Source organism: Candidatus Ichthyocystis hellenicum (genome assembly GCF_001460935.1).
GTDB lineage: Bacteria > Pseudomonadota > Gammaproteobacteria > Burkholderiales > 2013Ark19i > Ichthyocystis > Ichthyocystis hellenicum.
On sequence record NZ_LN906597.1, the window covers coordinates 523,249 to 540,528 of the forward strand.

Annotated in this window: 29 protein-coding genes; 28 read left to right on the forward strand and 1 reads right to left on the reverse strand. The window is 43.1% G+C overall.

The window, feature by feature from the left end; translation table 11 throughout:
- Positions 1-26 precede the first annotated feature (26 nt).
- A complete protein-coding gene (gene dnaE / locus Arg41_RS02445) occupies positions 27-3,482 on the reverse strand; it encodes a DNA polymerase III subunit alpha (protein WP_092342205.1) in 3,456 nt (1,151 codons plus the stop codon).
- Between the two features lie 240 nt (positions 3,483-3,722).
- Between dnaE and rplC the strand changes: the two genes are divergently transcribed.
- The 28 genes from rplC to rplQ are packed head-to-tail and all read left to right on the forward strand — an operon-like array spanning position 3,723 to position 17,250.
- The gene (gene rplC / locus Arg41_RS02450) at positions 3,723-4,358 is read left to right on the forward strand and encodes a 50S ribosomal protein L3 (protein WP_092342207.1); all 636 of its coding nucleotides are present in this window, start codon (positions 3,723-3,725) and stop codon (positions 4,356-4,358) included.
- 22 nt (positions 4,359-4,380) lie between these two features.
- Positions 4,381-5,013: a 50S ribosomal protein L4 gene (rplD, locus tag Arg41_RS02455; protein ID WP_092342209.1), complete on the forward strand. Its 633-nt coding sequence runs from the start codon at positions 4,381-4,383 to the stop codon at positions 5,011-5,013.
- Positions 5,010-5,324 (forward strand): uL23 family ribosomal protein, encoded by a 315-nt coding sequence (locus tag Arg41_RS02460; RefSeq protein WP_092342211.1) that lies wholly within the window; start codon positions 5,010-5,012, stop codon positions 5,322-5,324. The genes rplD and Arg41_RS02460 overlap by 4 nt, the downstream gene beginning before the upstream one ends.
- Positions 5,311-6,135 (forward strand): 50S ribosomal protein L2, encoded by an 825-nt coding sequence (gene rplB / locus Arg41_RS02465; protein ID WP_092342213.1) that lies wholly within the window; start codon positions 5,311-5,313, stop codon positions 6,133-6,135. Before Arg41_RS02460 ends, rplB begins: the two co-directional genes overlap by 14 nt.
- A gap of 17 nt (positions 6,136-6,152) precedes the next feature.
- Positions 6,153-6,434 carry a 30S ribosomal protein S19 gene (gene rpsS, locus Arg41_RS02470; protein WP_092342215.1) on the forward strand — a complete coding sequence of 94 codons (282 nt, stop codon included), beginning with the start codon at positions 6,153-6,155 and terminating at the stop codon, positions 6,432-6,434.
- Between the two features lie 32 nt (positions 6,435-6,466).
- Positions 6,467-6,817, forward strand: coding sequence for a 50S ribosomal protein L22 (gene rplV, locus Arg41_RS02475; protein ID WP_092342217.1), 351 nt, complete (start codon positions 6,467-6,469; stop codon positions 6,815-6,817).
- Between the two features lie 11 nt (positions 6,818-6,828).
- Entirely contained in the window at positions 6,829-7,602 is a 774-nt protein-coding gene (gene rpsC, locus Arg41_RS02480) for a 30S ribosomal protein S3 (RefSeq protein ID WP_092342219.1), read from the forward strand.
- A gap of 18 nt (positions 7,603-7,620) precedes the next feature.
- Positions 7,621-8,046: a 50S ribosomal protein L16 gene (rplP, locus tag Arg41_RS02485; protein ID WP_092342221.1), complete on the forward strand. Its 426-nt coding sequence runs from the start codon at positions 7,621-7,623 to the stop codon at positions 8,044-8,046.
- Positions 8,036-8,227 (forward strand): 50S ribosomal protein L29, encoded by a 192-nt coding sequence (gene rpmC, locus Arg41_RS02490; protein ID WP_092342223.1) that lies wholly within the window; start codon positions 8,036-8,038, stop codon positions 8,225-8,227. Before rplP ends, rpmC begins: the two co-directional genes overlap by 11 nt.
- A 16-nt stretch (positions 8,228-8,243) precedes the next feature.
- Entirely contained in the window at positions 8,244-8,513 is a 270-nt protein-coding gene (gene rpsQ / locus Arg41_RS02495; RefSeq protein WP_092342345.1) for a 30S ribosomal protein S17, read from the forward strand.
- 22 nt (positions 8,514-8,535) lie between these two features.
- Complete coding sequence (gene rplN, locus Arg41_RS02500) at positions 8,536-8,904, forward strand: 50S ribosomal protein L14 (RefSeq protein WP_092342225.1); 369 nt, start codon at positions 8,536-8,538, stop codon at positions 8,902-8,904.
- Between the two features lie 43 nt (positions 8,905-8,947).
- Entirely contained in the window at positions 8,948-9,262 is a 315-nt protein-coding gene (gene rplX / locus Arg41_RS02505) for a 50S ribosomal protein L24 (RefSeq protein ID WP_092342227.1), read from the forward strand.
- Between the two features lie 35 nt (positions 9,263-9,297).
- Positions 9,298-9,837: a 50S ribosomal protein L5 gene (gene rplE / locus Arg41_RS02510; protein ID WP_092342347.1), complete on the forward strand. Its 540-nt coding sequence runs from the start codon at positions 9,298-9,300 to the stop codon at positions 9,835-9,837.
- 5 nt (positions 9,838-9,842) lie between these two features.
- Complete coding sequence (gene rpsN / locus Arg41_RS02515) at positions 9,843-10,148, forward strand: 30S ribosomal protein S14 (RefSeq protein WP_092342229.1); 306 nt, start codon at positions 9,843-9,845, stop codon at positions 10,146-10,148.
- 17 nt (positions 10,149-10,165) lie between these two features.
- Positions 10,166-10,564 (forward strand): 30S ribosomal protein S8, encoded by a 399-nt coding sequence (gene rpsH / locus Arg41_RS02520; RefSeq protein ID WP_092342231.1) that lies wholly within the window; start codon positions 10,166-10,168, stop codon positions 10,562-10,564.
- Between the two features lie 31 nt (positions 10,565-10,595).
- Positions 10,596-11,129, forward strand: coding sequence for a 50S ribosomal protein L6 (rplF, locus tag Arg41_RS02525; protein WP_092342233.1), 534 nt, complete (start codon positions 10,596-10,598; stop codon positions 11,127-11,129).
- Positions 11,130-11,168: 39 nt separating this feature from the next.
- Complete coding sequence (gene rplR / locus Arg41_RS02530; RefSeq protein WP_092342349.1) at positions 11,169-11,522, forward strand: 50S ribosomal protein L18; 354 nt, start codon at positions 11,169-11,171, stop codon at positions 11,520-11,522.
- A gap of 15 nt (positions 11,523-11,537) precedes the next feature.
- Positions 11,538-12,062 (forward strand): 30S ribosomal protein S5, encoded by a 525-nt coding sequence (gene rpsE / locus Arg41_RS02535; protein ID WP_092342235.1) that lies wholly within the window; start codon positions 11,538-11,540, stop codon positions 12,060-12,062.
- Positions 12,063-12,067: 5 nt separating this feature from the next.
- Positions 12,068-12,265, forward strand: coding sequence for a 50S ribosomal protein L30 (rpmD, locus tag Arg41_RS02540; protein ID WP_092342237.1), 198 nt, complete (start codon positions 12,068-12,070; stop codon positions 12,263-12,265).
- A 5-nt stretch (positions 12,266-12,270) separates the two neighbouring features.
- Positions 12,271-12,699 (forward strand): 50S ribosomal protein L15, encoded by a 429-nt coding sequence (gene rplO, locus Arg41_RS02545; RefSeq protein ID WP_092342240.1) that lies wholly within the window; start codon positions 12,271-12,273, stop codon positions 12,697-12,699.
- Positions 12,700-12,730: 31 nt separating this feature from the next.
- Positions 12,731-14,029 carry a preprotein translocase subunit SecY gene (secY, locus tag Arg41_RS02550; protein WP_092342242.1) on the forward strand — a complete coding sequence of 433 codons (1,299 nt, stop codon included), beginning with the start codon at positions 12,731-12,733 and terminating at the stop codon, positions 14,027-14,029.
- A 7-nt stretch (positions 14,030-14,036) separates the two neighbouring features.
- Positions 14,037-14,255: a translation initiation factor IF-1 gene (gene infA / locus Arg41_RS02555; protein ID WP_092342244.1), complete on the forward strand. Its 219-nt coding sequence runs from the start codon at positions 14,037-14,039 to the stop codon at positions 14,253-14,255.
- Positions 14,256-14,284: 29 nt separating this feature from the next.
- Complete coding sequence (gene rpmJ, locus Arg41_RS02560; protein ID WP_092342246.1) at positions 14,285-14,398, forward strand: 50S ribosomal protein L36; 114 nt, start codon at positions 14,285-14,287, stop codon at positions 14,396-14,398.
- 15 nt (positions 14,399-14,413) lie between these two features.
- Complete coding sequence (gene rpsM / locus Arg41_RS02565) at positions 14,414-14,770, forward strand: 30S ribosomal protein S13 (RefSeq protein ID WP_092342248.1); 357 nt, start codon at positions 14,414-14,416, stop codon at positions 14,768-14,770.
- Between the two features lie 29 nt (positions 14,771-14,799).
- A complete protein-coding gene (gene rpsK / locus Arg41_RS02570; RefSeq protein WP_092342250.1) occupies positions 14,800-15,195 on the forward strand; it encodes a 30S ribosomal protein S11 in 396 nt (131 codons plus the stop codon).
- Between the two features lie 14 nt (positions 15,196-15,209).
- Complete coding sequence (gene rpsD / locus Arg41_RS02575) at positions 15,210-15,836, forward strand: 30S ribosomal protein S4 (RefSeq protein WP_092342252.1); 627 nt, start codon at positions 15,210-15,212, stop codon at positions 15,834-15,836.
- 33 nt (positions 15,837-15,869) lie between these two features.
- Entirely contained in the window at positions 15,870-16,850 is a 981-nt protein-coding gene (locus Arg41_RS02580) for a DNA-directed RNA polymerase subunit alpha (RefSeq protein WP_092342254.1), read from the forward strand.
- Positions 16,851-16,878: 28 nt separating this feature from the next.
- Entirely contained in the window at positions 16,879-17,250 is a 372-nt protein-coding gene (rplQ, locus tag Arg41_RS02585) for a 50S ribosomal protein L17 (protein ID WP_092342256.1), read from the forward strand.
- The last annotated feature ends 30 nt before the right edge of the window (positions 17,251-17,280 follow it).

Here is a 17,280-nt window from a genome sequence, read left to right on the forward strand (position 1 = left end):
TATGAATTACCCAATATCATCAATTATTAATACCTTATATGATATGGTTTTTTTGAACAAGACAGTAACTGTTGACAAGCTTCCAGAAAGTCATTGGAGATTTTTATTTTCCATTTTTGTCCAGTTCTTATATAGCAGGAAATATTGTTATTGACGTAATAGAATGTTACAGGTACCGAATTATCCTGTGTTGCGTGCTCCTTGATTAGATTGCATATATCAGTTATTGGGGAAAACGGTTGAATGTACAGAATGAGTTGAGATGCTTTTTCTTCTCTGAGTTGTTCTAGTGACATAATGCGACTTGCTATAAATCGATTAGTTTTATGGTAATTATCGAAAGATATCTTGCCTTCGAAAAATAGCAAGTTGTCAGTTTTAAAAAGTTGTCTGTTCTTTTCAAAATTATCTGAAAATACCGTGACTTCAATTTCCTCTTGGCCATCGCTGATAACTGTGCAGTAAGCTTTGCCAATTTTGCGTACCTTATTGATTATGCCACTGATAATTTTGACGCTGTTGTCCGGATTGCAATGCAGTACATCTCTTAGGGATAGGCGTGTAATTTGCTGTGATTCGTCGGCAAATGCCTGAAATGGATGGGAGCTTAGAAAAAATCCAACGGCACTTTTTTCTTCAGACAGTTTTTTAAGTAAAGACCATTCAGGGAAGAGTGTTTCTGGGTTTTGATCTGCATTTGATACGGGTTGGTCCATGTCGAAAAGGCTTACCTGATTAGTGTCAAGGGTTTTCTTTTGCAGAGCTTGCTTCATTTTTTCCTTTATATCTTCGAATAGTATCTTTCTGTTATGGTTCAGCTTATCGAAGGCTCCTCCTTTGACTAAAAATTCTATACTTCTTTTGTTGACGATGTTTAAATCAATGCGGCTGCAAAAATCAGAAAGACTCGAAAACGGACCAGTTTGTCTCCTGTTGATAATTTCTAGGGCAGTATTTTGTCCTACTCCTTTTATAGCGCCGAGCCCATAAAAAATGGTTTTTTCATTTACAGGTGTAAATTTATGATCAGATTGATTTATGTCTGGGGAACAAACTGTGATGTTATTTTTTATAGCGTCTTCGTACAAAATTTTAATTTTGTCGGTGTCGTCCATGTCAAGCGAGAGAGAAGCAGCGATGAAGCATGATGTATGGTGCCTTTTTAGCCATGCTGTCTGATAAGCGATAACTGCGTATGCTGCTGAGTGAGATTTGTTGAACCCGTACTCGGCAAATTTTTCCATGAGGTTGAATAAGTGAATTGCCAATTGTTGGTCGTAGTTGTTTTTTTGGGCACCCTTTATGAATATTTCACGATGCTTTGCCATTTCTTCAGTTTTCTTCTTGCCCATTGCTCTTCTGAGCAAATCTGCTCCCCCCAATGAATATCCAGCTATTATCCTAGATATCAGCATTACTTGCTCTTGATAAACTATAATTCCATAAGTTGGTTTCAGCACAGACTCTAAACAAGGGTGGTAGTAATTTACAGACGCTTTGCCGTGTTTCCTATTTATGAAATCATCCACCATTCCTGAACCTAGAGGTCCTGGTCTATACAGTGCCAGTACAGCGATGACGTCTTCGAAATTGTTGGGACGGAGTTTTTTCAACAAATCTTTCATTCCTCGAGATTCTAGCTGAAAAACGCCAGTGGTGTTTCCCTCACACAGTAAATTATAGGTTTCTGCATCATTAAAATCTATATTTCTTAGTTCTAGATTTTCTTGATCTGGGTAGAGCGCTTGGATAGATTTTACAGTCCAGTTGATAATCGTTAAGGTTTTTAGTCCTAGAAAGTCAAATTTAACCAGACCAACTTCTTCTACATCGTCTTTGTCGTACTGGCTAAGCATATCTGAGGAATTATCAGGTTTGAATAAAGGGCAGAAATTTACTAGTCTATCGGGAGCTATCAGAACACCGCCGGCGTGGGTACTGATGTTTCTCACTAGTCCTTCTATTTCTTTCGCAAGAGATATGCACTGACGTACGTCTTCTTCGTTTTCTATGCGCTCTCTGAGCGAAGGTTCCATTTTGCAAGCGATGTCTATTGTTATATTTTTAGTTGGCTCGAACGGAATTAACTTAGCTATGCCGTCAACGAAAGTGTATGGTAAATTTAGGACGCGACCGATGTCCCTTATGGATGCCTTGGCAGCCATTGTACCAAATGTTGCTATCTGAGAAACGGCATCGTTTCCATATTTGTTTTTGACGTAATCTATTACTAGTTGTCTTTTTTCTTGGCAAAAGTCGATATCGAAATCCGGCATGCTAATACGTTCTGGATTTAGGAACCGCTCGAACAGTAAATCGTATTTTATTGGGTCAAGTTCTGTTATTCCTAGATAGTATGCCACTATTGATCCAGCACCAGATCCCCTTCCAGGTCCGACGGGTATGTCGTTATTTTTAGCCCAGTTTATGAAATCTTGCACTATTAAGAAGTAGCCAGAGAATCCCATTTCATTGATTATGCGCAGCTCATACTCTAAGCGTTGTTTGTGTACTTTTCTTGTCTTTTCGGGCAATAGTAAAAGTAATTGCTCTGATTTCTCATAAACAAGCTGTTTTAAATATTCTGTAAGTGTGAAATTTTTTGGTAGTGGAAAGTTTGGTAATTTTGGAACGCCAAGTTCCAATAATAGATTGCATTGTTTGGCAATTTCTACTGTGTTCAGCAAGGCATCTGTGTAAGGGTGAAAAAGGGCATTTGCTTCTTTTTCTGATATGAAGTGTTGAGTTGGCTTGAATTCTTTGGGGCGGTTTGGGTGGTTGAGTGTCCATCCGTTTGCAATGCATACTTTTGCCTCATGTGCATCGAAATCGCTCTTACTGAGAAATTGTACAGGGTGAGTTGCAACTAAGGGGGTATTTGTGGTTTGGCCAATGTTTGCAGAGGCGGTTAGTAGATCTTCATGTCTGGGATTATATCGCTGAATTTCTATGTAGAAACGATTTTCAAAAACTTCTTTGTAATGTTCAAGTACCAGTAGAGCTTTTTTTTCTTGTTGGCGAAGAAGGAGTTGTCCTATCTCTCCTTTGTCGTATCCGGATAATGCTATCAAGTTTCGACAATTTTCCCTTGTGAACCAGGATATTTCGATTGATGCCTCAGCAGAGTTTTCTTTTTTATGGTACGAAGATGTCAGTAGCTCGCAAATTTTTAGGTAACCATTAATGTTTTTTGCAAGAAGGAGCAATCTCGATTTTTGATTATTTATGAGTCCTGTTGTAAGTACATCAACCCCAAGTATTGGCTTAACCCCAACGCGCAGGGCTTCTTTGTAAAATTTTATAAATCCGAAGATGTTGTTTCTATCTGCTAGCGCTACCGCTGGCATTTTTTGATTGGCAACATGTTCCAGTAAGTGTTTTATACGTATTATGCTGTCTGTAATTGAGAATTCAGACCGCACTCGCAGATGCACAAACGAAGACACTGGGTGATTATGGGGGTGATGTTGTTTCTTATCCATAAGACAGATTGTTGCTATACATATAGTAAATAGATGACATCTTAACTAAGTCCGATTCAATGACGATAGCGCGATTTTTGTTATCTTGACAAGCTGTTGTTGTTTGATATGTGGCCGTGGAGAATATTTTTTGTTTTTTGGCGAAAATAGTTTTGAAATCACTGTTCTTTAATCTATAATCGGATCCTTGTTGTGAAACTGTCCCTCGACCAATCGTAGTCGAAGCTTGGGAGATTTTTAATGAAGGTTGGTTTTTTGATGGGCCGTAAGGTTGGTATGATCCGGATCTTTAAAGAGGCTGGGGAGTCCATAGCGGTTACTGTCATTGATGTTTCTGGTAACAGAATTGTTTCTGTCAAGAATTCTGCTTTGAGTGGATATTCCGCTGTTCAGGTTTGTTTTGGTAATGCTCGCTCGGACAGATTGAATCGGTCTGTGCGTGGATTTTATGCCAAGGTGGGTATTGAGCCCGGCATAAAGTTGAAAGAGTTTCGTATCCCAGAGGGCCAAGAGGGCTGTTACAATTCTGGTGATACATTGGGGGTTGGTGTTTTCAGCGTCGGTTCCCGTCTCAGTGTTTCTGGTGTTACTCGTGGGCATGGTTTTGCCGGTGCTATCAAGAGGCACAATTTTTCTTCGGGTGATAAATCTCATGGAAACTCTCTTTCTCATAATAAGCCTGGATCTACTGGTATGTGCCAGGATCCTGGTCGTGTGTTTCCCGGAAAGAAAATGCCGGGTCACATGGGTTGTGCGAGAAGGACGGTAAAGAATCTTCTTTTGTTCGATATTGACGAGAGCCGCAATTTGTTGTTCGTTAAGGGTGCGGTTCCGGGGCCTAAGGGTGGCTTGGTTTGCGTTAAGTCGATTCTGTAGATATCTGCAAAAGGGGATAATTGTGGAGTGTGATTTATTAGATCAGAATGGTCATCTGATTTCCAAAATTTCTTTATCGGATTCTGTGTTTTCCAGGGAATATAACGAAGCGTTGGTTCATCAGGTTGTTATTTCTTATTTAGCTAATGCTAGACAAGGATCTAGAGCACAGAAGAATCGTTCTTCTGTTTCTTATTCGACCCGTAAACCGTGGAAGCAAAAAGGTACTGGTCGTGCCCGTGCTGGTATGAGGTCTTCCCCATTGTGGCGTGGGGGTGGTAAGATATTTCCTTCTTCTCCATCAGAGAATTTCCGCCAGAAGATCAATAGGAAAATGTATAGGGCGGCAATGGGTTGCGTGTGTTCTAGGTTAGTGAGTGAAGGTCGTATATCTTTTGTTGATAAGATAGATGTTCCTCTACCTAAGACGAAGGAATTTTTGAAAATTGCTTCCGCCCTTGGTTTGCCGGGTGACGGTACGAGGGTTGTTGTTGTGACTGCTGGCTATGATGAGAACTTAGATTTGTCTTCGCGTAATTTGCACTACTGTGATGTTGTGGATTCGCTGGTCGTTGATCCTGTTACGCTTGTTAACAGCGGTAGAGTTTTGATGACAGAGGCAGGTTTGAGGGTGCTGGAGGGGAGTCTTTCATGAGTGAGGTTAAGTCTTTCTTTTTAGATGCTTTCAAGGGTTTTGTTGTTTCTGAGAAGGGTGGTCTTTGTTCTTCTCGTTTCCAGGTTACGGTGAAAGTTGGTACTTATCTTAATAAGGCTCAAATAAAGGAAGCTTTCGAGTCTCTTTTTGATGTTTCTGTTGAGGGAGTAACTACTCTGAATGTTGCGGGAAAGAAGAAGCGTTTCGGTCGTTTTTATGGAAAGCGTTCTGATTGGAAGAAGGCTTATGTTTCCATAAAGGATGATGTTCGCGGCAGGAGTTTTATGGAGAGAAATGATGGCGTTGCTTAAAGTTAAGCCTACTTCTCCGGGGCGTCGTTCTCTTGTAAAGGTAGTATGTAACCATTTGCACAAAGGTAGGCCTTTCGCCCCCTTGGTTTCTGGATTTCATCGTTCTTTTGGACGAGATGCTTATGGGCACATTACTGTTCGTCACAAGGGTGCTGGTCACAAGAGACTGTATAGGGTTATAGATTTTAAACGTAACAAGGACGGAGTACCGGCTAAAGTTGAGAGGATCGAGTATGATCCAAACCGTACTGCTCATATAGCACTGTTGTGCTATGCCGATGGTGAAAGAAGGTATATTGTTGCTCCGCGTGGATTGTTAGCTGGTGGAGTTGTGGAAAGTGGGCCGTTGGCGCCGATAAAGGTTGGAAATGCCTTGCCTATTCGCAATATTCCTGTTGGTACTGTTTTGCATTGTGTTGAAATGTTGCCGGGCAAAGGTGCTCAGATAGCTCGTTCAGCTGGTGTTTCTGTGGTGTTGTTGGCTAAAGAATCTGCTTATGCTCAGGTTCGCTTGCGCTCTGGTGAGGTTCGCAGAGTTCATGTTGAGTGTCGTGCTGTAGTGGGTGAGGTGAGTAATGAGGAAAATTCTCTTCGTTCGATAGGTAAGGCTGGTGCTAATCGTTGGAGAGGCATACGACCTACTGTTCGTGGTGTAGCTATGAACCCGGTTGATCACCCTCATGGTGGTGGTGAGGGTAGGACAGGAGAAGGTGGTGAGCCTACAAGTCCTTGGGGCAAGCCTACTAAAGGCTATAGAACGCGGTCTAACAAGCGTACTCAACCTTTGATTGTTTCCAGAAGACGCAAGTGATTTTTTAGGATGGTAGAATGAGTCGTTCTCTTAAGAAGGGTCCTTTTGTTTGTGCAAGTTTGTTGAAAAAAGCTGTTACTGCTGTGTCTCAGAGAGATAAACGACCGATAAAGACCTGGTCCCGTTCATCGACTGTTGTTCCTGACTTCGTCGGGCTTACTATAGCCGTTCATAACGGAAGACAGCATGTGCCTGTGTTTATTTCTGAGAATATGGTTGGTCACAAACTTGGTGAGTTTGCTTTGACGAGGGTTTTCAAGGGCCATCCTGGGGGCAAGAAGGTTGTTATCAAAAGGTAGTTTGAGTTTTTTGGTAATTGAGGGAGATTTTTATGCAGGTCAAGGCTGTTCTTAAGGGGGTTCGTCTCTCTCCTCAGAAGGGTCGTTTGGTTGCTGATACGATTCGGGGTTTGCCTGTTGTAGAGGCTTTGAGGTTGCTTAGTTTTTGTTCCCGTCGTAAGGCTGCGCAGATTATTAGGGCAGTTGTTTTTTCTGCTGCGTCTAATGCTGAGCATAATCAGGGCATGGATCTTGAAGATTTGTTGGTTGTTCAGATTTTTATTGAAAAGGGTCCTGTCCTTAAGAGATTTTCTGCTAGGGCCCGTGGCCGTGGTGCTAGGATTTTAAAACCTACGTCTCACATATATGTTTTTGTTGGTACCGTTGGTGATTTGGAGAATTAGGAGAGTTCTGGATGGGGCAGAAAGTTCATCCTGTGTGTTTTCGTTTATCGATGACCAAGGATTGGGGTTCTCGTTGGTATGCAAAAGGTTCTGTTTTTGCGAAAATGCTGGCGGAGGATATTCGTGTTCGTGAATATCTGAAAAAGAGGGTTTCTGGTGCGGCAATAAGTAGAATCTTGATTGAACGTCCTGCTAAGAGTGCTCGCGTAACGCTTTTTTCTGGCCGTCCAGGTGTGATTATTGGCAAAAAGGGTGATGGCCTGGAGAGAATTCGTGCTGATATTCAGGCTATGCTTAGTGTTCCTGTTTGTGTAAATGTTGAGGAAGTTAGAAAACCGGAGTTGGAAGCTCAGATTGTTTCTGATTCTTTGGCTCAACAATTGGAAAAGCGGGTGATGTTTAGGCGAGCAATGAAGAGATGTATACAGAGTGCTATGCGTTTAGGCGCTGAAGGTATTAAGATAGAGGCATCTGGTAGGTTAAATGGCATTGATATTGCTCGTTCTGAGTGGTACCGTGAGGGTCGAGTTCCGTTGCAGAAGCTTCGTGCAGATATTGGTTACGGATTCAGTGAGGCTAAAACTACCTATGGTCTTATTGGTTTGAAGGTATGGATTTTTAAGGGAGATAGAGCTGCTGTTGCATCTCCATCTTCTTCTCCGGTTTCTCCTTCTGCTGTGCCTTCTCCTCCTTCCCCACGTTCTGCTCCTGATAATCAGCGTAAAAGGTCTCGTGAAGGCTCTAGGAAATCTTTTCCTGCTACTAAATCCGGCTCAGGGTCGTAATTTTTTTGGGTAATTTTTATGTTACAGCCAGCTAAAAGAAAGTATCGTAAGGATCACAAAGGAAGGAATAGGGGTGTTGCCGTCCGTGGTAGCTCTGTTGCTTTTGGTGATTTTGGTTTGAAAGTTACCGGTTTGGCGAGGATTACTGCTCGTCAGATTGAGGCTGCTAGAAGAGCTATGACTCGCCATATAAAGAGAGGCGGTCGGATTTGGGTTCGTATTTTTCCAGATAAACCTATATCTTCTAAACCGGCTGAAGTTAGGATGGGTAATGGTAAGGGCAGTCCAGAGTTTTATGTAGCTCAGGTTCAGCCAGGAAAAGTTATTTATGAGATGGATGGTGTGAGTGAGAAATTAGCTCGGGAGGCTTTTTCTTTGGCTGCTGCTAAGTTGCCGGTCAAGACTGTCTTCGTAACGAGAAGGAGTATGGTAAGTGAGGGCTAGTGAGTTGCGTGAGAAGACAGAGGAAGAATTGCGGGAAGAGCTGGAGTCTCTGTTCAAGCTTCTTTTGTCTTTGAATATGAAGAAAGCTTTGGGATATTCTGGTTCTTTAGATGTTAGAACTGTTAGATGTGATATTGCTAGGGTTAAGTTAGTTTTGTCCGAGAGGGGAATTTCCGTTTAGGGGGTAGATTGTGTCTATGGAAAGTGTTGCTGTTTCTCCTACGGCTCGTTCCTTGATTGGTCGAGTTGTTAGTGACAAGATGATGAAGACTGTTATTGTTCTTGTGGAGCGTCGTGTTCGTCACGTTGTGTATGGCAAGATCGTTACTCGTTCCAAAAAGTACCATGTTAGGGATGATAGTTTTTCGGCAAAAGAAGGCGATGTTGTTGAGATATCTGAGTGTCGTCCTCTTGCAAAGACGGTTTCTTGGCGGGTTACTCGCTTGTTGGGTAAAGCTAGGCGGTAGTTTTGATTTATGGGGTTTTTTTATGATTCAGTCTGAGTCGTTGCTTGGTGTTGCTGACAACACGGGGGCAAAGAAGGTTCTTTGCATAAAGGTTCTTGGCGGTTCTAAGCGTCGCTATGCTCGTGTTGGTGATATCATTAAGGTTAGTGTGAAGGATGCTGCTCCTCGCGGTCGTGTTAGCAAGGGTGATGTTTGTTTTGCGGTTGTCGTTCGTACTTCTCAGGCAGTGAGGCGCAATGATGGTTCATCGATTCGTTTTGATGATAATGCAGCTGTTTTGTTGAACTCCAAGTTGGAGCCCATAGGCACTCGTATATTTGGTCCGGTGACTAGAGAATTAAGAACGGAAAAGTTTATGAAGATAGTTTCTTTGGCTCCTGAAGTTATATAGATTAGATGTTATATAGATTTGGATTCCAGAGCGGAGATTTTTTGTGAGAAAAATTATTAAGGGTGACACGGTTGTGGTAATATCTGGTTCCGCTAAGGGACGTAGGGGTGAGGTTTTGGCTGTGTTGGATGGCAAGAAGGTTTTGGTTCAAGGGGTTAATGTTTGTAAAAAACACATGAAGCCCAATCCTGCTAAGAATGAAATGGGTGGGATTATTTCTAAAGAGATGCCGATAGACATTTCCAACGTTGCTCTTTTTTGTGAGCGAGACGGTCGTTCTTACCCTGTTGGTTTCGTTTTCTCTGAAGGTAAGAAAAAGAGAGTTTTCAAGATAGCTGGAGAACGTTTGCCAGTTTAAATTTTTTGGAGTTGGATTTTTTTGGGGTTTTTGATATGTCTAGATTGATGAGACATTACAGGGAGGAAGTTGTTCCGGCGCTTGTGAAGAAATTTTCTTACTCTGGAGTGATGGAAGTTCCGAGGATCGTCAAAATTACGCTGAACATGGGTGTTTCCGAGGCGGTTGCTGATAAGAAGGTTATTGAACATGCGGTTGGTGACATGTCCCGCATTGCTGGTCAGAAGCCTGTGGTTACGAAGGCAAAAAAATCCATAGCGACCTACAAGATAAGGCAAGGTCAGCCTATAGGTTGTATGGTTACTCTGCGTGGTTGTCGGATGTATGAATTTTTGGATCGTTTGGTGAGTGTTGCGTTGCCACGTGTTCGTGATTTTCGTGGGTTAAGTTCTCGCTCTTTTGATGGTCGGGGTAATTATTCTTTGGGTGTTAGGGAGCAGATCGTTTTTCCTGAAATTGAGTATGATAAGATCGATGCGCTTAGGGGACTTGATATTTGCATTACTACTACGGCCAAGAGTGATGAAGAAGCTAGGGCTCTTCTAGATTGTTTTAACTTTCCTTTTAGGTCTTGATAGAAATGGCAAAATTGTCTTTGAAAAATCGTGAGAAAAAACGTTCGGCTGTTGTTTCTCGCTACCTTGAAAAACGTCGTCTTTTGGCATCTCGTATTTCCGATCAAGCTTTGTCTTTGGAAGAGAGAATGCAAGCTCGATTGCAGCTTCAATCTTTACCTCGCAATTCTAGTCCTGTTAGGTTGAGACGGCGTTGTTTTTTGACTGGGCGTCCCCGTGGTGTTTTTCGTAAATTTGGTTTGTGTCGTAACAAATTGAGAGAAATGGCAGCTAGGGGTGAAATACCTGGTCTTGTTAAGGCTAGTTGGTAATTCTCTGGGGGATGATGATGAGTTTAAGTGATCCTGTTGCGGATATGTTGACGAGGATTCGTAATGCCCATATGGCTAAGAAGTTGAGCGTTGAGGTAGTGTCTTCTCGTTTGATTAAGAGTATCGCCTCTGTTCTACTGGGAGATGGCTATATCGAGTCCTATGAGGCTTTTTCTCCCCGTAAGGGTGTTGAGTACCTGAGGATATTTTTGAAGTACTACGCAGGATTTCCGGTTATTAGTACGATATCTCGTGTTTCTCGCCCTGGTTTGCGGGCTTATGCTTCCAAGAGTTCTTTACCTGACGTGGTTAATGGGTTGGGTGTAGCTATAATGACTACTTCTAGTGGTGTTATGACTAACAAGGAAGCGAAAAAGAGAGGCATTGGTGGTGAAGTCATTTGCTTTGTTTCGTAGTTTATTTTCGATTTATTAGGGTTGGGATTTCATGTCGAGGGTTGCTAAGAGTCCTATTAAGTTGCCTGCCGGAGTTTCGGTTGAATTGACTGCCGGGAGTGTAGAGGTTAGGGGACCAGGTGGTGTGCTTAGGTTTTCCAGGTCTCATCTTGTTGAGGTTGTCTTGGAGGATGGGGTTCTAAGATTTAGGCCCTTGGGTGCTAGCAAGTTTGCTATCGCTCTGTCTGGTACCACCAGGGCTATTGTGAATAACATGGTGATAGGTACCACAAAAGGTTTTGAGAAAAAGCTCGTTTTGTTCGGTACGGGGTATCGTGTATCCCTTCAGGGGAGTGCGTTGAATCTTTCTTTGGGCTATTCCCATCCTGTTATTTATGAAATTCCCCAGGGGATAGTTGCTAAGGTTTTGACGCCTACAGAGCTGATTGTTTCAGGAATAGATAAGCAGTTAGTTGGCTTGACGGCTGCTAATATTCGTTCTTTTCGATCTCCTGATCCTTATAAAGGCAAGGGTGTTCGTTATGCTGATGAAGTAGTTGTTTTGAAAGAAGTTAAGAAGAAGTGATGGTGTTTGTGTGTTTTGCTTAGAGGGTTTTCTATGGTCCTGAACAAGAGTAAAAGGCGGTTGGTGCGAGCTAGAGCTACTCGTGTTAGAATTGTTCTCTCAGGTATGCCTCGGTTGAGTGTTTTTCGCTCCAACAAGCATATTTATGCTCAGCTTATATCTTCCTGCGGTACTTCAACTATAGCTAGTGCTTCTTCTTTGGATAAGTCTTTTAAGGATCGTTCTCCTGCTGCTTCTGGGATTGGGTCTGCGTCTCTGGTTGGTGTGCTCATTGCTGAGAAAGCTGTGGCAGCGGGTGTTACTGTGGTTGCGTTTGATCGCTCGGGTTACAAGTATCATGGTAAGGTTAAGGCTTTGGCTGATGCGGCCCGTTCTGCTGGTTTGACTTTTTGATTGGAGCTGGTTTGTATGGCGGTTAGAGATAAGGGGCATAAAAAGTCCTCTGATGATAAGTCTGATTCTTTTCGTGAGAAGATGATTTCTGTCAATAGAGTTACTAAAGTTGTCAAAGGTGGTCGTATATTGAGTTTTGCTGCGCTTACCGTTGTTGGAGATGGGGACGGTGGTGTTGGTATTGGTAAAGGCAAAGCTAGGGAAGTTCCAGTTGCTGTCCAAAAAGCTATAAATGAAGCAAAAAGAAGCATGGTCAGGGTCCCTTTGAAAGATGGTACTTTGCAGCATGTTTTGAAGGGTAAGTATTGTGCTTCTCGTGTTGTTATGTTGCCTGCTCCGCAGGGATCTGGTGTTATTGCCGGTGGTGCTATGAGAGCTGTTTTTGAGGTGATGGGAGTTACAAATGTCATAGCTAAGTGCTATGGTTCCACCAATCCTTATAATGTAGTTCGTGCTACTGTTAACGCGTTAATCAATATGACTACTCCCTATGAAGTTGCGGCTAAGCGGGGAAAAACTGTTGAAGAGATATTGGAGTAGGTGGTATGAGCACCAAAGAAAAGAAGTTATTGGTGAGGTTGGTTAGAAGTTTGATAGGTGTACGTTCTTCTCACAGGAGCACTGTTCGCTGTTTGGGCTTGAATAAGTTGGGTTCTTCTCGTGAGTTTTTGGATACCCCGACAGTTAGGGGTATGGTTGATCGTGTTTCTTATTTAGTTGACTGTAGCGAGTTTGAGGGTTAGTTAAAATGTTTTTAAATCAGTTGAAGCCTGGCTGTGGTTCCAGGTCAGCTAAGAGGCGCGTTGGGCGTGGCATTGGTTCTGGTCTCGGTAAAACTTGTGGGCGTGGCCATAAAGGTCAGCATGCTAGGGCTGGTGGTTATCACAAAGTTGGGTTTGAGGGGGGGCAGATGCCTTTGCAGAGAAGGCTTCCCAAAAGAGGATTTAGGTCCCCGCAGTATTCTGCTAGGTTTCATGCTAGCTTACGCTTAACTCAGTTGGTGGCTTTTGCTGGAAGTGTTGTTGATATAAATTTTCTGAAGGAAGCTGGATTGATTTCTCCTTTGGTTAAGACGGTGAAGGTGTTTTTGGATGCTCCTGTCGGAGAGTATATCCAGTGCGATGGTCTTTTGTTGACAAGCGGTGTTCGTGCACATTTGGATTCTTTGAAGACTTAGTTACTATTGTTGAATTTTTTTGGGATGTACCATGGATGGCGTTCGTCGCTATGCTGATCTTAGGGGCAGGATACTTTTCTTGTTAGGTGCTTTGATTGTCTACAGGATAGGTGCTCATGTTCCTGTTCCCGGTATTGATGTTGCCAGGTTGTCTCATCTTTTCAAGAGTCAATCCCATGGTTTGTTGGCGATGTTTAATGTTTTTTCTGGAGGAGCTCTTCAGAGGTTTACGGTTTTTGCCTTGGGTATAGTTCCATACATATCGGCTTCTATTATTGTTCAGCTGTTGAGTGTTGCTGTTCCTCACCTTGATGCATTGAGGAAGGAAGGTGAGGTTGGTCGTCGGAAGATTACGCAGTACACCAGGTTTGCTACTGTTGGTTTGGGTTTTTTTCAGGGCGTAGGTATAGCAGTTGCCTTGGATGCTAATAATCTTTCTTTGAGGCCTGGTTTGTCTTTCGTTTTGATGACAGCGCTCACTCTGGTTTCTGGGACCATGTTTTTGATGTGGTTGGGAGAGCAGATAACCGAGAGGGGTTTGGGTAACGGTGTTTCCATAATTATTTTTGCTGGTATAGCATCGGGTCTTCCTAACTCGCTCAGCAAGTTGTTAACTATGGTACGTTTGGGGCAAATTTCTCCTCTTTTTGCTCTTTTTATCTGCTTCTTGGTATTTTTTGTAACTGCTGTTGTTGTTTTTGTCGAGCGTGGTCAAAGGCGTATTCCGGTTCAGTATGCTAAGAGGCAGTCGTCTGGTCAGGTCTATTCTGCCCAGTCTTCGCACTTGCCACTGAAGGTGAATATGAGTGGGGTGGTTCCGCCGTTGTTTGCTTCATCGGTGATTCTTTTTCCAACTACTTTGATATCTTGGTTTAGTTCTAGCCGGCATATTTACTGGTTGAGGGATTTGGCTTCGTCTCTCTCTCCTGGCCAGCCTTTACATTTCGTGGTTTATGGTGTTGCTGTTGTGTTTTTTTGTTTTTTTTACACGGCTCTTGTTTTTGATCCTAAGGAGACAGCTGACAATTTGAAAAGGGGGGGGGCTTTTGTTCCGGGGATTCGTCCTGGAGAGCACACAGCGCAGTATTTTGAGAAAGTGATTCTAAGGTTGACTCTTGTTGGCTCTGTGTACATTACTTTGGTTTGTTTGTTGCCTGAGTTTCTGAATATTAAGTGGGGAATTCCGTTTTATTTCGGAGGGACTTCTCTTTTGATAGTGGTTGTTGTGACCATGGATTTCATAGCTCAGCTTCAGGCCTATTTAATGACGCATCATTACGAGAGTTTGTTGAAAAAGTCTAATTTTAAGGGCGGCGCTTACATGCGTTAGTTTGTGAATGGCTAAGGAAGATTTTATAGAGATGCAAGGCGAAGTTATTGAAACTTTGCCCAACGCAACCTTCAGGGTTAAGCTGGAGAATGGTCACGTTGTTTTGGGCCATATTTCCGGGAAGATGAGGATGCACTACATAAGGATTCTTCCTGGGGACAAAGTTACTGTTCAACTTACTCCGTATGACTTGACTCGTGCTAGAATTGTATTTCGTGTCAAGTAGTTGTATGGGGTTACTCTTGGGAGTTGTTTATGAAGGTTAGAGCTTCTGTTAAGGCTATGTGTCGTCACTGTAAGTTTGTTAGACGGCGTGGTGTTTTGCGAATTATTTGTAAAGATGCTCGCCACAAGCAGCGTCAGGGTTGATGTTAGGATATTAGTATGGCACGTATAGCAGGGATTAATATACCGGGTAATAAGCATGTTTTTATTGCCTTGACTTCTATTTATGGGGTTGGTGTTTCCAGGGCTCGTTTGTTGTGTAGTTTGGCTGGAATTGATGAGTCTAAGAAAGTAAAAGACTTGATGGAGCACGAGCTCGGTAGTATACGGGAGCAATTGTCTAAATTTACAATTGAGGGAAGCTTGCGTCGAGAGGTTTCCATGAACATCAAGAGGTTGATGGATCTTTCGTGCTATCGAGGGTTGCGTCACAGGAAAGGTCTTCCCGTTCGAGGTCAAAGAACAAGGACGAATGCTAGGACTCGTAAGGGGCCTCGTCGTCAGATGCAGAAGTAATATAATGTATGTGATCGGAATGTATCTATATGGTTAAGACAAGTGGTTCTTCAAAGGTTAAGAGGAAGGTTAAGAAAGCAGTTACGGACGGTATAGTTCACGTGCATGCTTCTTTTAATAACACAATTATTACTGTTGCTGATCGTCAGGGGAATGTTTTGAGTTGGTGTTCTTCTGGTGGGTCGGGTTTTAAGGGTTCTCGTAAGAGTACTCCTTTTGCTGCTCAGGTAGCTGCGGAGAAGGCAGGTCGTCAAGCCCAAGAGTTTGGTTTGAAAAATGTAGAAGTTCGGGTAAAAGGGCCTGGGCCTGGTAGAGAATCTGCTGTCAGGGCTTTGAATGCTGTTGGTTACAAGATTACTGCGATTTCTGACGTGACTCCTATTCCTCATAATGGTTGTCGTCCGACGAAGCGTCGCAGAATTTAGTCAGGGAGTTGGATGTGGCTAGGTATATAGGTCCTAAATGTCGCTTGTCTCGTAGGGAAGGCAAGGACTTGTTTCTTAAGAGTGCTCGTAGGTCTCTCGATAGCAAGTGTAAAAAGTTGGATGTTCGTCCAGGGCAGCATGGCTCTAAGCCTTCTCGACTTTCTGACTATGCATTGCAATTGAGGGAGAAGCAAAAGCTTCGTCGCATGTATTGTGTTCGTGAGAAGCAGTTCCGTAGGTATTTTGAGATGGCGCATGGTAAAAAGGGGAACACCGGCGAGCATTTGATCTCTTTTTTGGAATCTCGTTTAGATAATGTGGTTTACAGAATGGGGTTTGCCTCGACTCGTGTTGAGGCACGTCAAGTGGTTTCCCATAAGGCGATTCTTGTTAATGGTAAGTCCGTTAATGTTCCTTCCTATCAAGTTAAGCCAAATGATGTTGTTTCGGTGCGTGATAAAGCCCGTAAGCAGGCTCGTATACATGAATCTATGGAGCTGTTGCTTTCTGGTGGGGGGATTCCTGAGTGGGTCTCAGTTGATGCCAAGAAGTTTGAGGGGATTTTTAAGTCTACTCCTGACAGGTCAGATATTTTGGCTGATGTTAATGAGCAGTTAGTTGTTGAGTTGTACTCAAGGTAGATTACTTCGATTGGTTGTGTCTAAGGAGTTTCCATGCAAGATAGTGGTTTGCTGAAGCCAAGGATTGTGGAGGTGGTGATGCTCTCACCTACTAAGGGTAGAGTCACCATGGAGCCGTTTGAGCGGGGTTACGGCCATACTTTGGGCAATGCTCTTCGGCGAGTTCTTATTTCGTCTATGACGGGTTTTGCAGCTACGGAGGTTTCTATTTCGGGGGTATTACACGAGTATTCGACCATTGACGGTGTTCGTGAAGATGTCATTGACATATTGCTGAATTTGAAGGAAGTGGTTTTTAAGCTCCATTCTCGTAATGAGGCTGTCCTTTCAATTCGTAAGTCTGGGGAAGGTTATGTCACGGCATCTGACATAGAGCTTAGTCATGATGTAACTGTGGTTAATAAGGACGCTGTTATCGCTAGCTTGAGTGCTGGTGGTAAATTAGAGATGCAGGTAAAGGTTGAGCGTGGTCGAGGTTACGTTCCCGCTTCTTTGCGTCGTCAGAAAGAAGAGGCTAAGAGGGTTGGAAAAATTTTGCTGGATGCCTCTTTTAGTCCTGTTAAAAAAGTTTCTTACTCTGTTGAGGCAGCGCGTGTCGAGCAGCGTACCGACCTCGACAAATTGATTCTTGAGATTGAGACCAATGGATCTATTAATCCCGACCAGGCTGTTCGTGAGGCGGCAAGAGTTCTTATTGATCAGTTGGCCACTTTTGCTGATTTAGAGGGTGCCAAGTCGGTTATGGAGGTTCCAAAAGTTCCGGCAATTGATCCTTTGTTGTTGCGTCCTGTGGATGATCTTGAACTGACGGTTCGTTCGGCTAATTGTTTGAAGGCTGAAAATATTTATTATATTGGTGATCTTGTTCAGAGAAGTGAGAATGAGCTTTTGCGCACTCCTAACCTGGGACGTAAGTCTCTTATGGAGATTAAGGAAGTTCTTGCCGATTATGGTCTGTCGCTAGGTATGAAGGTGGAGGCGTGGCCCCCGGTTGGCGTTAATAAGAGTGTATAGCTAATGTTTTGTCGGAGGGTGATTTTTTATGCGGCACTGTAAGTCTAACAAGAAGTTGAATCGGACTAGTAGTCACAGGCGTGCGATGTTTCGCAATATGGCTTCTTCGCTACTTAATCATGAGCGTTTGGTAACAACTTTACCTAAAGCTAAGGAGCTTCGTAGAGTTGTAGAGCCTTTGATTACCAGGGGTAAGAAGGATACCTTGGGTAATCGTAGGTTGGTTTTTGACCGCCTTCGTGATCGTGATGTTGTCTGTAAGCTTTTTGGTGTGTTGGGACCTCGTTATCTTGATCGCCCTGGTGGGTATGTGAGAGTTTTAAAAAGAGGTTTTCGTAAAGGAGACGGGGCTCCTATGGCCTATGTTGAGCTTGTTGATTCTTCTGTTTCAGCCTCCTAGATTTTGCATTCCACTGCAATGTTTTCCTTC